Here is a 15,863-nt window from a genome sequence, read left to right as displayed (position 1 = left end):
TTAAAACTCAAATTTTATACTTCCCCCCATAAAATTATGAGTATAAAGGGAAAAATCTCGTGAACTTTAAACTATCAACGGTTGCAAAAGCCGTGATTCCACTGTGTTCTGCATTTGTTATTGTCGGCTGTAATAGCTCATCGTCTGCTGATGGTAAGTTTGATACAACGAATCCACCGGCGATTGATATTGAACTGCCAGAAACCGATGGCCCTACCGCTTTTCTACCTCAAAGTGGTTCGGTAGAAGAGCCGATTAAAGCCGGTGCGGACGAAGCTGTGATTTATATGGTGGCGAAAAATAGCCATGCTAAATCGTTGTCAAGCTACAACAACTACAGCCTTCACGTCTGGAATAATGACGCCTGTGATAGAGCTGCGAAAGAAAGCTCTGGTTGGGATGATAAGTCTATAGCACCTGTGGGTGTCGATGAGTTTGGCCCTTATTGGAAGCTACCGTTAAAGAGCGGCAGCACGGATTGTATTAACTTCATCATTCGCGATGAGAGTCTGAGTAACTTGTCTGGCAGTGATGCCAAAATTGATTTCAATGAAATCAAAGACAGAACAGCTTCTTATGTTGCGGGGAGCACTCAGGCTTATGACGACCGTGGTGATGCCTACGTACTGCTGTTTGGTGTTGCCAATGCAGAGGCGCATTTAGTTGAAGGCCACACATTTATTTGGGATGGGGCGGAATCGGCCGATGAAGTGCGCCTGTATGTTCAGCTTGAGGGTGGGTTTGGTCCAAATAGCGAAAACAAATATGACGCTGAATATATCGTCTTGGAACCGACAGTCCTGAGTGCTGATGTGAAGGCCAAATTCCCGCATTTGGCAAATAAGCGTGCATACACAATTGATAATTCCATTGATATGCGTCCGGTGATCAAAGCTGAGTTGGCTGCTATTGCGGTTGATGAAGAAGGGCTAGTGCTTAACGGTACTAAAGTACAACCGGCTGGCGCCTTCGATCAGCTGTTTGCCGCTGCTGCTGCGGATATCGCATTAGGGGCAGTGATTGACGGTAACGCGACCCAGTTCAATGTATGGGCTCCATCGGCTCAGAATGTTGTTACTGTCCTTTTTGATGACAACAAAGAAGAACTTGGCCGCCTTCAGATGAATTACGATGAAGCCTCTGGGGTGTGGTCGCTAGAAACCGACAAGGCACCGAGTGGCACTTATTTCCGTTACTTAGTGGATGTTTTCCATCCGGTTTCAGGGAAAGTTGAAAGTTACCAGGTTACCGACCCGTACTCATTAAGCTTGTCGATGAATTCTGAGTACAGTCAAGTGATTGATCTTGATGATCCAGATCTTAAGCCACAAGGGTGGGATGATCTTAAAAGACCGATCGATCAATCTAACCCTGCACAGTTTGTGATTTATGAATCACATGTACGTGACTTTTCTGCACAGGATGAATCAACAGCGGCGAATGCTCGCGGTAAGTTTATTGCCTTTAGTCAGCCGGACACTGTACCGGTCAATCATTTAAAATCATTGAGTGAAAGTGGGGTTACGCACCTTCATCTGCTGCCTATCTTTGATATAGCCACTATCAATGAAAACCCGAATGAAGCCGCGAATATTGAAGAACCATTCAGCAAGCTCTGTGACGTTAATGCGGCAGTGAAATCGTCTCCGTTTTCTAAGTATTGCGCTTCAGATATGACGATTGCTCAAGCCCTAGAAGAAGTAAAACAAGACGACTCTGAAGCAAACCCTGTCGTGCAGGCGTTGAACCGTTTTGTGTCAGATGCCGATGGCTTTAACTGGGGTTATGACCCATTCCATTACACGGTACCAGAAGGCTCTTACTCGACGAATCCAGACGGCCCACAGCGAATCAAAGAATTGCGTGAAGCGGTCATGGCTGTCAAAAATGATATTGGTATGAATGTGGTGATGGATGTGGTGTATAACCACACCAACTCAGCAGGCCCTGAAGCCCGTACCTCGGTACTTGATAAGCTTGTACCATGGTATTACCAACGCTTGAACCCAGTGACTGGTAACGTAGAGAACACGACGTGTTGTTCGAACACGGCACCAGAGCGTGCGATGTTTGAAAAAATGATCAGTGATTCGCTGGTGGTGTGGTCACGCGATTATAAGATTGATTCATTCCGCTTCGACTTGATGGGCCACCATCCACTGGATCAAATGCAGCGCTCGTTACTTGAAGTACAGAAAGTCGATCCGAATACTTACTTCTATGGCGAAGGTTGGAACTTCGGTGAAGTTGAGAATGACGCACTGTTTGTCCAGGCCACCCAGCCAAACCTTGGTGGAACCGGGATCGGTAGCTTCTCAGACCGCTTGCGTGATGCTGTTCGTGGCGGTAGTCCTTTTGATAGCAAAGAAGGGATCCGTAAAACACAAGGGTTTGGTAACGGTGCTTTTGTCCAGCCAAACGAGATTAGTGATGTAACCAAAGAGGTCGCTTTACACCTTGCAGATCTGACGCGCTTAGGCATGGCAGGTAACCTGAAGGACTTTAGGTTTGTCGATTCAAAAGGCGAAACAATTCGTGGTGATGAGTTGGATTACAACAAGCAACCTGCAGGCTATGCGGTTAATCCTACCGAGATCCAAAACTACGTATCGAAGCACGATAACCAGACATTGTGGGATAACAACCAATATAAGATTGGTTACGATGTAACCGTTGGCGAACGTGTGAGAATGCAGGCGGTTTCCATTGCAACAGCGATGCTGGGTCAAGGCATGCCGTTCACCCATATGGGTTCAGAACTGCTTCGTTCGAAATCCATGCAGCGTGACTCTTACGACTCAGGTGATTGGTATAACTTGGTTGATTTCACCCTCAATGACAACAATTGGGATAAAGGTCTACCGCGTAAAGACAAAGATGGTGACAACTATGCGTTGATTGACGAGGTGATCTCTTCCGCCGGAGCCAATGCTAAACCAACTCAAGCGGATATGACCGCAATGGTTGAGTATTTCAAAGAACTGGCCTTGCTTCGTAAGTCTTACCCGTTGATCACATTAGGGACGGGTGAAGAGGTGAATAAGCGTGTTGATTTCCATAACACCGGTAGTGCTCAAACACCTGGCTTGATTGTAATGTCTATTGATAACGGTACAGCCTCCGGGACAGATCGCGACAGTAACCTCGACGGCCTCGTGATTGTTATTAACGCGACTGACAAAGCGCAGGACATTAATTGGGTGACGGATTTGACGCTAAGTCCTTATCACACATCGGCTTTGGCATCACAGGCAAGTGTTGTTGATGCAGCTAATGGGGTTGTGGCGAAGGTGCCAGCATGGACGCCTGCAGTGTTCGAAATCCCTCGCAAAGAGGGGGTTCGAGGGCAAGGTATCCCAGTATCTAAGAAATAATTGAAAATAAGTTCTGACGTAAAGCCCTCAATATTGAGGGCTTTTTTTATTTTCCACCCAGTAAGAAAAGGGGATTGGCAAAGATAAACACACTGTTCATCATTGGTTCATTTTTAATGCTATACACTGCGAAGCATGAAAAGACGATAGATAAGCAGGTTAGCGATGAAGAATACACTTACCAGCATTTTTGCTCTAGTACTGGGTTTTATCACGGTGACATTCGCAGCTGTCATTGGGCTGTTCGTTGGGTTAGGTGCACTGATTGCACGACCATTTATCAAAAAGAAAATCAATGCGGCCTATGAAGAGGCACTCAAACAGCAAGGCTATGGCCAAATGCATCAGCAAGCACAGAGTGGCTCAACGATTGATGGTGAATACGAAGATATTACCCAATCAGCACCTCACGGCTCAAAACAGTCGTTAGCATGAAATAAAGACGAATAACTGAACGCCAGCTTTTAAGCTGGCGTTTTTTATTTGTGGACAATAGTTTGGGTCGGTAATGATTAAGGGCGATAATGGTTTTTAACGCAGGACAGAAAGTCAGTTACGTCCTGCTCTTTTGCGTTGAATCGATACTTCTTTTTGTTACCACGTAACTCGAAGTGGCCTCTGTCTTCCTTAACCAGTGTGGCGAAAACATCGAATGCTTGTCTGTCGCTGGTGCCACCTAGCATGACAAAGCGTCCAACCGTATGCTTATTGCCATTGTTTCTCCAGTTAGCGGTAAACACTTCAACTGGGCTACCAGAGCGGTAGTAGTGAATGTTTTCAAATCCGGTCGGATGGTCTATGTCTGTTTTGAGATCAACATAACGATGCCGCATGGTGTTATTCGTAATGACCGCAATCTGAAGGTCAGGCACAAACGTATTTTGCTGGCTTTTAGTGAGATGGTAGATGTCGAGCCGGCACATACCTTCGTTATTGAGTGTACTGCTGGTGGGTTGGAGCTTGGCGCTGACATCGCGACTGGCGAAGTTTATAACAAAGAAGAAAATGAAAAAGAGGTACTTCATACAACGGCCCTTGAAAACATTCCTTCAAGCATAGTGATTTCTGCTGTCTACCCCCTGTCTTAAATCAGCTACAAACATCAAAATCTTTTTATCTGTTAACTAAGGGTTATAGATCTTGGTTTTCACCATTCTACGGTATTGGCTGGGACTCATACTGAAGTTCTGTTGAAACCGGGTTGAAAAGTGATGGGCATCTTTGTATCCCACCTGTTCGGCAACATCTTGGACTGACATGCCAAAATCGCGCAACAATTGCTGGGCGGCATCCATCCTTAAGCGCTGAAGGTGTTGATGGGGTGTTTCACCGACTTGATCTTTGAACTTTCGATTAAAGGATCGTAGCGGTACATCGCAATGATCAGCGACACTTTGTGCGGTTATCGCTTTCGCTAGATTCCGTTTCATCCAGTCTTGAGCGAGTGCGATGGACTCATCAAACTGGAGCTGGCCGCCAATTTGATAAAAGGGCTGCTGGGTTGATTTTGTTATTTCGTGACCAAAGTGCGTCTCTATGGTCTGGGCTGTTTTTTGTCCGAAATACTCAGTGATCAAGTACAAGATCATTTCTGATTGTGAGTTGATACTGGTTGTACAGTACATCCCATCAGCTGCGGTGATAGATGCTTGGCGATTTAAGATAACTTTTGGATAGCGATTAGAAAAAGTATCGAAAAAATACCAATGGGTAGTGGCGACTTGCCCATTGAGTAGGCCCGTTTCTGCTAGCCAGGCAACGCCGGTCCCCGTTGCAACCAGTTTAGCCCCTTTTTGGTATTGGTTTTTGAGCCACGGGATAATTTCAGGTGAATGTCGAATTGATTGTTGTGGATTTCCCCACATGGGAGGGAGGATCAAGATATCGAATGTTTGCCGGTCATCGTAGGTCATATCGGGCTGTAACTTAAGCCCGGCAGTCACTTTAGTCGGAGCCAGTTTTGGGGCGATCAGCTTGATGGAAAATGGCTCGTTCCGTTGTTGTGTACGCGGCCTGAGGCTGGCTGCTGTACTCAGCATCTCGGCAGCAAGGGATATGCCTGTAATGAGTGCTCTTTCGTAGAGAAGGAAACCTATTTTCATGATTATTTGGGTAATTATCCGTTACAGAAAACGATGGTACTGAGTAATTGAAAATTACTTTGGCCTGTTTGTCGCATATATTGGCACAAATATCAGGTGAATGAACAGTGTAAATTGGTAATCTATGCTGACTAAAATTTTGAGAGCAGGTTTAGGATGTCTAAGTTACCGCTAATTGTAGGCTTCGGTGGTATAAATGCCGCAGGTCGTAGTTCAGGTTTTCATAGTTATAAGCGCATGGTCGCCGACGTCCTTAGTGACCATGATATGGCATCGACCTGGCAAGACCTCGCACAGCGTATGGGCATCTCTGGAGGCTCAGCCGTTGATCCTGAAATAATTGAAGCGATCAAAGCGGGCACACTGGTCCGACGCATTGAATCTTTCGATCCTAATAGCTTGCGATACCAATATAAAGCCGCTTTGAATGGTGGACAGGAAACCATTAGCTTTACATTGCGTAAGTCAAAATTACCCACGCGTATTCCTGATAACTGGCAGGTGGAAGAGCAGGGTAGCAAAGTGACAATCACGGTGACTGGCGAGCTAAATGCCTTGCTGGAAGACCGAGTGTCATTCCCTGTGACGAGCGGCGGTAATATCCCTACCGGTTTTGATCCGGCAAAGCTATACAACTCGCGTTTTCACCCGCGCGGCCTGACATTGACTGTGTATGGTGCCTCAGATGCACTCAACTCGCTGGGCATGGATTGGGATGAGGTGCTGAAGCATATCAAACCTGATCAAGTTTCCGTCTACGCTGGCAGTGCACTTGCTCAGGTCGATGATAACTCGTTATCGGGCTTGTTAGCAGCCCCGCTGATTGGCGGTCGTGTTAGCTCGAAAATGATGGCGCTTTCGTTGGCCGAAATGCCTGCTGATTTTATCAATGGTTATGTCATTAACAGTATTGGTACCACAGGTACCAGCATGGGGGCTTGTGCCACATTCTTGTATAACTTGCGCCAAGGCTTGCTGGATATCCAACAGGGTAAATCTCGAGTAGCGATTGTCGGTAATGCTGAGGCGCCGGTTGTTGCCGAAATAATGGAAGGCTTCCGAGTTATGGGGGCGTTGGCTGAAGATGCTCAGCTGAATGCATTAGATAATAGCGAAACGGTTGATAATCGCCGTGCTTGTCGTCCGTTCTCCTCCAACGCAGGCTTCACGATGGCTGAATCCGCACAGTTTGTTGTATTGATGGATGACGAACTAGCGTTAGAGCTGGGTGCAACGGTGTATGGTTCGGTTGCCGATGTCTTTATTAATGCCGATGCCAACAAGAAATCGATTTCTGCGCCAGGGGTGGGTAACTATGTCACTGTTGCGAAAGCGACAGCTTTGGCGAAAGCTATCCTAGGGCCTGAAGGCGTCAAGCAGACTTATGTTCAGGCACACGGTACCGGAACGCCACAGAACCGAGTGACTGAGAGTCATATCCTTAATGAAGTTGCGAAAACGTTCAGTATTGATAACTGGCCGGTCACCGCGATTAAGTCTTATGTTGGCCACTCGATGAGTGCCGCGCCGGGGGATCAGCTAATCGCATCGTTGGGTGTATGGCGATACGGTTGGATCCCTGGGATCAAAACGATCGACCATATCGCCGACGATGTGCATCAGTCCAATTTAAATATCCTCACTGATCACTATTTCGCGGGAGAGAATGGTGAAGACTATAAAGCGGTGATCCTCAATGCCAAAGGTTTTGGTGGCAACAATGCATCGGGGTTGGTTTTATCTCCTCAACAGACAATGGCAATGCTGTCGAAGAAATACAGTAACAATGTGATGTCTGCTTACAGCCGTAAAAATGAAGCGGTATCTCAACAAGCTGTCGTGAATGACAAGGCTGCGTGCTTGGGAGAAGAGGCTATCCGTTACCAATTCGGTGACAGCGTAATGGATGAGACCTCAATTGAGTTGACGCCCGAGTCTATCAAGCTGTCTGAGTTTGCTTCATCGATTCCTTTAGCGACGAAGAACCCTTACGCTGATTATAGCTAAGTGTTAATTCCCTCAGCAGGGGAGAGTTAACGGATATAAACCGCAGTTCTTACACTGCGGTTTTTTTATGGTAGCTTTATATTCATTCGGTATAAGTATCTGTGTGGATGCGTCTTTGTTTAGATAGATATTGATATCTTTGAGATTAGGGAGTCTTAAACATTGGCAAATGTTATGTTGGTTGCAAATCTAAACTGTGATCGGGTTTTGCAGTTAAAAGAATCATTACAAGTGGGTGGCAGGCATCATTATCAAGATCTTGGTCGGCGTTTAGGCGGTGGCGGCGCAAATTCTGGGTTAGCATTGGTTTACGCAGGGCACCATGTCGCACTGGTAAGTCAAGTTGGCCGTGATGAAACCGCCGATTGGCTACTGGCAGAGGCCAGTTTAAAGGGGCTGAATTGCTCTTTGTTACAGCGTAACGATATCGCAACTCCTGAGTTAATGCTTTTGATGACACCGGATGGTGAGCGTACCATTATTCGCCCAGAGCGCCCTGCATTTTCCCTTGGACCTGCGCCAGATTTTTCTCGTTGGAATAGCATTTATATCAACTCCAGCGCTGAAGGTGTCGAGCAATGGGCTAAGGCCGCCCTGACGCAACAGCCCCACGCTGAACAAGCCAATGGTAAACGACATGCAGTGTTAGTCGTTGCCCAGCTTCCCAAAAGCGATAGCCAGCGGCCATGCCACGTACTCATTACATCCCAATCCGATTTAGATGCTCATATATTAGCTTCTGGCAAAGTAACGGCGAGCTGTTACGCTGCACCTTTCCAGTATGCACAGTCTATTGCTGGAAAGTCGTTAAAATATTTTATCGTCACGGATGGAGAGAAGGGAGCCACTGCCTATTGTGAGTCGGGGCAAGAATGTGTATCTGCCGTTGCAGCCGACGTCGTTGATACAACAGGTGCGGGGGACGCCTTTGCCGCCGGGGTGATTAATGGGTTGCTGGCAGAGTTATCGATTACCGAGTCAATGACGGTTGGAGCTCAGTGGGCTGCTATAGCGGTCGCGACGGCCAGTTCGGTGCCTGGTGATGAGTTTCAAGCATTCCTTACCAAGTAGCCTGACAATCAGCTGAGTACAAAACGAAAAAGGGTTAGCGATCAGCTAACCCTTTGGTTATTCGTGTTTAAAAACAGAATTACTTTTTCAGTTTAGTCACTTTAGACTTGTTCAAGACCGCACGGCGCAAGCGCGCGCGACGTTCTGCATCCGACTGATCAGCCGCCGGGTTATTGGTACGGCCTTGGCGGTCACGGTATGCCGCTTTGTTGTGGATTTTGTTCAATAGCGCATCACGGCTCTTTGGCTCGTAACCTGTAAGTTGGACACGTTGAATACGCTGTTTAATCAGGTTTTCTACCTGCTGAAGTGTCAACTCTTCATCACGGCTGACGAAAGACACAGCGTGTCCTTGAAGGCCAGCACGGCCGGTACGGCCAATACGGTGAACATAGTCTTCAGCAAGGAAAGGCATGTCGAAGTTCACAACGTGCGGTAGGCCTTGGATATCCAGACCACGAGCTGCGACTTCGGTAGCAACCATGACACGCGCTTTACCTTCTTTGAACTCATCAAGGGCACGACGACGGGCACTCTGCGCTTTGTCACCATGGCATAGTACGGCTTTGATACCATCGAGCTTAAGCTCTTTGACGAGTTCGTTAGCGGTTTCTTTGTAGTTAACGAATACCAGTACTTGCTTCCAGTTCTTCTTGCCAATCAGTTCAGATAGCAATTCACGCTTACGTTCTTGGTCGACTGGGTATACCACGTGAGCAACAGTGTCGGCTGTTGCATTTTCTGGGCTAACAGAAATACGTTTTGGTTTACGTGTGATCTCGCCAGCCAGCTTGTTCATCTGAGCAGAGAAGGTCGCAGAGAACAGCATGGTTTGTGGCTGGTTGCGGATATCGCCCATGATACGGCGGATATCAGTGATAAAGCCCATATCTAGCATACGGTCAGCTTCATCGAACACTAAGAACTCAAGGTTTGCTAGCGTCACATTGTTAAGTTCCATGTGTTCAAGCAAACGGCCTGGGGTTGCAACCAGAATATCGACACCGGGTTCAAGCTTCTTCTCTTGAGAAGACATCTTGGTACCGCCATATACAGCAGCAACCGAGATATCGGTGTATTTGGTGTAGTCTTCGATATTTTTAGCGATCTGAGCCACTAGCTCACGGGTTGGTGCCAGAATCAGTGCGCGTGTATTGAAACGGCTGCGTGATTTAGGTTTATCCAAGATCTGCTGAATGATAGGTAGAGAAAAAGCGGCTGTTTTACCGGTACCTGTTTGGGCATTGGCAAGAATATCGGATCCGCGACGAGCGTGTGGGATCGCTTGTTGCTGGATTGGGGTTAATTTCTCATAGCCGCACTCGGTAAGTGCACGGACAATGTCCTGAGAAAAATTTTGTGATGCAAATGACATTCTTCTTTCCTAAAGCAGACGGCTGAGCCTGACAAAAATATGGTCGGTGATTATAGAGCAATAATAGTCAGATGTGGGGACTAATTTGGATTAAATGGTGCTAAATTGGGCATTTGTTGCCGGTTAGGCATGCTTATGGCGTGGGAGCAAAGGCTGCTGGAGGAATTCTGCAGCCTTTAGGGTGTCGTTATACCGTTTGCTTACTCATTGGTTGTCGCAATGTGGATCGGTAAATCAGTAGGTAACTGAGTATTATTGGTAAATATTTTATCGAACTGCTTCATTGGCGCCACTTTCATTGCGACACATCGCCCCCATTTGCTGGCGTCTGCAACCAACCACGGTTGGCGGCTGTTTCTGATAATGGCTTTTGAAATATCAGCTTCGATACTTTCATGTTCCATCACATAGTGGCTCGCGGTGACGCCGGCACAACCGCAGATGCCAATGTCAGCCTCGAAGCTATTGAAAAAATCGACCGTACTGCTGCCCATGATATCTTGGTGTTCACGGCGGAGTTGGCCGCCAGCAAGGTAGATTTCGATGTACTTGTTGGCTTCGAGGATCTGCGCAACTTGCAAGTTATTGGTAATCACCCGTAATGACGGCTTTGACAATAAGTGCTGGGCGAGGTGGGCAAGGGTTGTTCCGATACCTATCATCACTGTTGAGCCATCCGGTATACAGGCCGCAATATGGGACGTGAGAGCATCTTTGGCTTTGGCTTCCACCTCTGAACGATGTCGGTAGCTGGTATTTGTCATTGCGGCAGGAAGGCTGACCCCGCCATGGACTCGGCGTGCTAATCCTTGTTCGCAGAGATAATTCACATCCCGGCGAATGGTCTGTGTCGTGACCGCATACTGCTCGGAAAGGCGATCAATTTGTACTTCACCTTCAGTCCGAATCGTGGTGAGGATCTGTTGTTGGCGGTGATTTAGTTCCACGGTATTCCCTGTATTGTACATCCTGATACGATTTAGAATTTATCCGGTGCATCGGTGATGATGCTATCGACACCCATATTGAAGAAGTGCTGTGCCTTCTCTGCTTTGTTCAGCGTCCAGATCTTTAATACATACCCAGCATCTTTAATGTTTTGAGCAATGGCTGGCGTCAAAATGCGATGGTCGATATGAACACTGTAAGGTTGGATCGCCTCTATTGAAGTTAAGCTATAGCCATTCCACACTTCACAGATAAATCCACGACGTACATCCGGCATTTGTTGCTGGCAGAGTACGAGTGCGCGTTTTTGGAAGCTGGAAAAAAGCAACTTATCAATCGGGAAATCCATTTTTTTGATCAAAGCAATCACAGCATTAACTAATGGCTCAATTTGCTCATCATGATGGATTTTGAGCTCAAGATTCAGCGTCAAATCCAAGTCGAGACAAGTGTTAAAGGCTTCAGCAAGGGTGGGGATACGCTCGCCCGCAAAATTGGAGTGGAACCAGCTACCGGCATCAAGCTCTTTTAGTTCAGCAAGATTCAAATCAGCAATTTTTCCTTTGCCGTTGGTGCAGCGGTTGACCGTTTCGTCATGGATGACAACCGGAATGCTATCGGCACACAGCTGGGTGTCAATTTCAACCCAGCTGACGCCAGCTTCAGCCGCTTTTCTGATACTAACAAGGGTATTTTCAGGGGCAAGGGCGGCAGCGCCGCGGTGACCTGTGATCATAAAATGCCTGCGATGAATATATATGTTCATTTGAATATTAACATAACATTATGTTGCTTATGTTACCGCATTATGACACGCGACTGAGTCGTAATTGTTCAGGTAAATGGATAATGATAAGTCTAACCTACTGGAAGTATTCGAGTGATTATTTTTTCGTATGAATGTCAAAATAGGAATATTTAATGTTCATATGAATGTAATGTTTGCATTTCATACTCCTGCCGTGAATCGTTTTTCCCCTAATAATACATATTGAAGGCTAAAGGATATGAAAAAGCTACTAGGAACTGTTTTGACGGCGACGGCACTATTGGTTGGCTGCGGTGAATCTGATAATCAAACAGCTGATACAACGGCTCCGATTGATCTGAACATGAGCTTGGTATTTTCACAAAACGAGTTGTTAACGCAGGAGCTGATCAAAGCGACTGATGTGATCCGTGAGCGCACTGATGGCTCGGTGAACATCAAAGTATTCCCTGGCGGTCAGCTTCCTGTTTATAAGGATAACCTTGAGCAGGTAGTCAATGGCGCCAACTGGATTGCGGTTGAAGATCTTAGCTACCTAGGTGATTACGTTCCTGATTTTGCAGCTCTGGCGGGTCCTATGCTGTACAACACTTACGATGAATATCTTGCCATGATGAAAACCGACTATGTTGCCGGTTTGAAAGCACAGGCTGAAGGAAAGGGCATCAAAGTCCTGAGTGCTGACTACATGTTCGGCTTCCGTCATATGATCAGTAACAAAGAAATTGTCAACGCGGAAGACATGAAAGGTATGCGTATCCGTGTACCGCAGAGCCAGTTATTCATCAGTACGCTGCAATCAATGGGTGCAGCGCCAGCCGCACTCCCTTTCCCTGAAACCTATGCCGGTGTTCAGCAGGGCGTTGTTGATGGCCTTGAAGGTTCAATCCTAACCATGTACTCAACCAAGATTTATGAAGTTGCGAAGAACATGTCTTTGACCAAGCACTTCCTGGGTACGGTGGGCATTTATATCTCGCCATCAGTATGGGACAAGTTCACCCCAGAGCAGCAGCAGATCATTATGGAAGAGCTGGATGCAGGTGCCGAGTCTAATACCGCTGAGCTGATTAAGCTGGATAAAGAGTACACAGAAAAACTTGAAGATCTAGGTGTTACTTTTAACGACGTCAATTCAGCCGAGTTCAACCAGTTGACAGCGGATGTGTACAACCAGTTCCCGACATGGAGCGAAGGTGTTCACGCGACCATCATGAATAAACTGGCGGCGATTCGAGCGAATCAAGATAAGCAGTAGTGACAAGCGAGAGCTGCCATTGACGTAAAGGCACTAGCAGCTCTCTATCTGCTTTGGAGAAAGATGTGTTTTTGATACGTAACTTAGAAGAAATACTGGCCTCAATTGCCATTAGCATCACGGTACTGGTTGTTATCGTGAATGTGGTCTTGCGTTATGGGTTTGGCTTTGTTGTGCCGTGGAGTGAAGAGCTCTCCGTTGTGTGTTTCATTTGGGCGGTATATTTGGGCATTAGCTCTTGCTACAAGCACAAATTGCACATGGGGGTTGATGTGGTTGTGGCTATGCTACCGCACAAGGCCAAGCATCCGTTCAGATTGATGGTGTCTGTGTTCCTGCTGGCGCTGAATGTGTTGATGGCTGTACTGAGCTACCAGTACATGATGCTGTCAAACAAAGTCACCCCAGTGATGGGAATGTCGTATTTCACCATTAATGGTGTGTTGTTTATCAGCTTTTGTTTGATGGCGATACACACCGTGAAATTTATTATCGAAGATATCAACACGTTTAAGCGTGGTTAGTCATAGGTTATTTTGTGGAAAGCTATCTACCTATTGGTATTCTATTTGTTCTTTTTCTATTGAACATCCCCATTGCCTTCTCGTTGATTGCATCAGCGATGGTGTATTTTTTATTTTTGAATCATTCGATTCCCGTCACCTTGGTGATGCAGCGTTTTATCAGTTCTACTGAATCTTTCCCGCTCTTGGCGATCCCCTTCTTTATTATGGTGGGGTCGGTGATGAACTATGCCGGGATCAGTCGGAGTTTGCTGGCGTTTGCCGATGCAATCATTGGGCATAAAACCGGAGGGTTAGCGCAGGTTAATGTCGCATTGAGCACCTTGATGGGCGGTATTTCGGGATCAGCCAATGCCGATGCGGCAATGCAGTCGAAAATTTTGGCTCCAGAGATGACCAAGCGTGGTTATGATCTGCCATTTACAGCCGCAGTCACCGCAGCCTCATCCAGTATCAGTCCGGTTATTCCGCCGGGTATTAACCTGATTATTTTTGCTTTGCTGGCGAATGTATCAGTACACCAGATGTTTATTGCGGGCTATGTACCTGCATTCTTGATGGCGATTTCTTTGATGGTGACTATTGCCTTTATTGCAAGAAAGCGGAACTATAAGCCATCTAGAACAGAGGCGGCATCGGCAAAAGAGCGTTGGCAGTATTTCTTAAAAGCGATCCCTGCGTTGTTGATCCCATTTGGCATTATTCTCGGTATGCGCTTTGGTTTATTTACCCCGACGGAAGCCGGTGCAATAGCCGTATTGCTATGTTCTATCATTGGCATTTTTATATATCGCCAGCTAGAGTTTCGTCATTTTCCAATGATATTGCGTGAAACAGTACAAGGAACCAGTAGCGTGATGTTTATCATCATTGGTGCGATGGTCTTTGGCTATTACATGACGCTGGAGCAAATTCCCCACAATGTAGCCTCAGGCTTGATTGAGTTAACGGACAATAAATACATTCTGCTGTTGCTCATCAACACATTGCTCCTTGTTGTTGGTATGTTCATCGAAGGCGGAGCAGCCATGATCATCTTGACACCTTTGTTACTTCCCGCGGTGTTGAATGTGGGGGTTAATCCTGTTCACTTCGGTATCATTATTATTGTAAACATTATGATAGGAGGGGTAACGCCTCCCTTTGGTTCAATGATGTTCACGGTGTGCTCCATCCTGAAAGTGAAGATGGTGGACTTTGTTCGGGAAGTTTTACCGCTGCTGTTGGCGTTATTCGCTGTATTGATGCTGCTGACATTTTCAGAAAGTTTGGTGATGTTCTTGCCGAATATGCTGTAACAAGAACGATATTTTTGAGGTTTATATGAATTCGGATGTGATGCGCTTATCACCAGAATGGAGCAACATCGACTGGGTCCTGACGGATGTCGACGATACCCTGACTTGGCAAGGGCAACTACCGCCAGAGACGCTGATTGCTTTGCAACAACTGCGTGATGCTGGCAAGAAGGTGGTTGCAGTTACAGGGGCTTGTGCGGGCTGGGGCGATCATATAGCACAGCTTTGGCCGGTAGATGCCGTATTGGCAGAGAACGGTGCGGTGATCATGGAAAAAATAGACGGTTACCTGACACTACGCTCAAGCACGCCCATCAACGAGATCAGACGCGCGCAGCAACGCCTTAAAAATGAAGTTGAAGCGATTCTTATTGATTACCCTGATTTGAACTTGACCTTGGATCAGGCGTATCGGGTTTGTGAGGTAGCGATTGATATCGGTCAAAACCGACCTAAGGTTGAGAGCCAGATAGTTGATGATATTGTGGGCCGTATTCATGCCCTTGGTGCTAATGCAACGGCAAGCTCGATTCATATCAATGCGTGGTATGGCGAACACTCGAAAAAAGCAACCGCGACTGCATTTCTTAAAGAAAAGGGGTTGACCGATCAATTGATTCAACAAACTGCGTGTTACGTGGGGGATTCAATGAACGATCAATATATGTTTGAGCTGCTGCCGATGAGCGTTGGGGTCGCGAACATCAAGCATTACTGGGACCTGCTACAATTCAAACCCCAGATCGTTATGTCAAAACCTGGCGGGTTTGGTTTCGCAGAGTTTGCAGACCAGTTACTGGCTCTTAAGTAAACATATATAAGCAGGCCGTACGGCCTGTTTTATCAATTAACTGCATTTATCATTTGTCGCCAATAGCAACAAACGCTTTACGCTTACAGATCGGGCAGTAGAACTTATATTGGTTTTTATGGGTTATGTACCGCTCGATAAAACTTCGTTTAACTCTTAGTCTCTGTTGATTAGTTCCACAATGTACACACATATCCTTACGCTTACCCTTACCGACTGTTTATTGACTTGCCATTCAATTTATTGACGCTGTAGGTTGCCATGAAATCAAATTCAGGCCCGCGATGCAATGCAATGTGTATCATAATTGCAGCAGATGAAGTGAG

13 protein-coding genes are annotated in these 15,863 nt (G+C 46.5%); 8 read left to right on the top strand and 5 right to left on the bottom strand.

Annotation, left to right across the window (positions count from 1 at the left end):
• Nucleotides 1–59: 59 nt before the first annotated feature.
• Both pulA and C9I99_RS04100 read left to right on the top strand, forming a co-directional pair.
• Nucleotides 60–3,374, top strand: a complete 3,315-nt coding sequence (gene pulA / locus C9I99_RS04105; RefSeq protein ID WP_107347543.1) for a pullulanase-type alpha-1,6-glucosidase — start codon at nucleotides 60–62, stop codon at nucleotides 3,372–3,374.
• 165 nt (nucleotides 3,375–3,539) lie between these two features.
• The gene (locus C9I99_RS04100) at nucleotides 3,540–3,809 is read left to right on the top strand and encodes a hypothetical protein (protein ID WP_107347542.1); all 270 of its coding nucleotides are present in this window, start codon (nucleotides 3,540–3,542) and stop codon (nucleotides 3,807–3,809) included.
• 77 nt (nucleotides 3,810–3,886) lie between these two features.
• Here C9I99_RS04100 and C9I99_RS26985 read toward each other — a convergent pair whose 3' ends face one another.
• Both C9I99_RS26985 and C9I99_RS04090 read right to left on the bottom strand, forming a co-directional pair.
• Nucleotides 3,887–4,399 (bottom strand): hypothetical protein, encoded by a 513-nt coding sequence (locus tag C9I99_RS26985; protein WP_133638245.1) that lies wholly within the window; start codon nucleotides 4,397–4,399, stop codon nucleotides 3,887–3,889.
• 99 nt (nucleotides 4,400–4,498) lie between these two features.
• Nucleotides 4,499–5,476, bottom strand: a complete 978-nt coding sequence (locus tag C9I99_RS04090; RefSeq protein ID WP_107347540.1) for a GlxA family transcriptional regulator — start codon at nucleotides 5,474–5,476, stop codon at nucleotides 4,499–4,501.
• 156 nt (nucleotides 5,477–5,632) lie between these two features.
• Between C9I99_RS04090 and C9I99_RS04085 the strand changes: the two genes are divergently transcribed.
• Together C9I99_RS04085 and C9I99_RS04080 are read left to right on the top strand one after the other, a co-directional pair.
• Nucleotides 5,633–7,483 (top strand): beta-ketoacyl synthase, encoded by a 1,851-nt coding sequence (locus tag C9I99_RS04085; protein WP_107347539.1) that lies wholly within the window; start codon nucleotides 5,633–5,635, stop codon nucleotides 7,481–7,483.
• Between the two features lie 174 nt (nucleotides 7,484–7,657).
• A complete protein-coding gene (locus C9I99_RS04080) occupies nucleotides 7,658–8,554 on the top strand; it encodes a PfkB family carbohydrate kinase (RefSeq protein WP_243734609.1) in 897 nt (298 codons plus the stop codon).
• A gap of 79 nt (nucleotides 8,555–8,633) precedes the next feature.
• Here the strand turns inward: C9I99_RS04080 and C9I99_RS04075 are convergent, their stop codons facing one another.
• The 3 genes from C9I99_RS04075 to C9I99_RS04065 form a co-directional block, all read right to left on the bottom strand.
• Nucleotides 8,634–9,929, bottom strand: a complete 1,296-nt coding sequence (locus C9I99_RS04075; RefSeq protein ID WP_107347537.1) for a DEAD/DEAH box helicase — start codon at nucleotides 9,927–9,929, stop codon at nucleotides 8,634–8,636.
• A gap of 200 nt (nucleotides 9,930–10,129) precedes the next feature.
• A complete protein-coding gene (locus C9I99_RS04070) occupies nucleotides 10,130–10,876 on the bottom strand; it encodes a DeoR/GlpR family DNA-binding transcription regulator (RefSeq protein ID WP_107347536.1) in 747 nt (248 codons plus the stop codon).
• A 32-nt stretch (nucleotides 10,877–10,908) separates the two neighbouring features.
• Nucleotides 10,909–11,613 (bottom strand): glycerophosphodiester phosphodiesterase family protein, encoded by a 705-nt coding sequence (locus C9I99_RS04065; protein WP_107347535.1) that lies wholly within the window; start codon nucleotides 11,611–11,613, stop codon nucleotides 10,909–10,911.
• 271 nt (nucleotides 11,614–11,884) lie between these two features.
• On the opposite strand from C9I99_RS04065, the gene C9I99_RS04060 reads away from it, so the two are divergent.
• From C9I99_RS04060 to C9I99_RS04045, 4 genes are all read left to right on the top strand, one after another.
• Entirely contained in the window at nucleotides 11,885–12,904 is a 1,020-nt protein-coding gene (locus tag C9I99_RS04060) for a C4-dicarboxylate TRAP transporter substrate-binding protein (protein ID WP_107347534.1), read from the top strand.
• A gap of 65 nt (nucleotides 12,905–12,969) precedes the next feature.
• Nucleotides 12,970–13,428 carry a TRAP transporter small permease gene (locus tag C9I99_RS04055; protein ID WP_107347533.1) on the top strand — a complete coding sequence of 153 codons (459 nt, stop codon included), beginning with the start codon at nucleotides 12,970–12,972 and terminating at the stop codon, nucleotides 13,426–13,428.
• Nucleotides 13,429–13,442: 14 nt separating this feature from the next.
• Complete coding sequence (locus C9I99_RS04050) at nucleotides 13,443–14,726, top strand: TRAP transporter large permease (protein ID WP_107347532.1); 1,284 nt, start codon at nucleotides 13,443–13,445, stop codon at nucleotides 14,724–14,726.
• A 25-nt stretch (nucleotides 14,727–14,751) separates the two neighbouring features.
• Nucleotides 14,752–15,537 carry an HAD family hydrolase gene (locus tag C9I99_RS04045; RefSeq protein ID WP_107347531.1) on the top strand — a complete coding sequence of 262 codons (786 nt, stop codon included), beginning with the start codon at nucleotides 14,752–14,754 and terminating at the stop codon, nucleotides 15,535–15,537.
• Nucleotides 15,538–15,863: the final 326 nt, after the last annotated feature.

This window comes from Photobacterium lutimaris, from assembly GCF_003025555.1.
GTDB lineage: Bacteria > Pseudomonadota > Gammaproteobacteria > Enterobacterales > Vibrionaceae > Photobacterium > Photobacterium lutimaris.
Note: the sequence above shows the minus strand (reverse complement) of the source record. Positions and strands in the feature narration are given on the sequence as shown.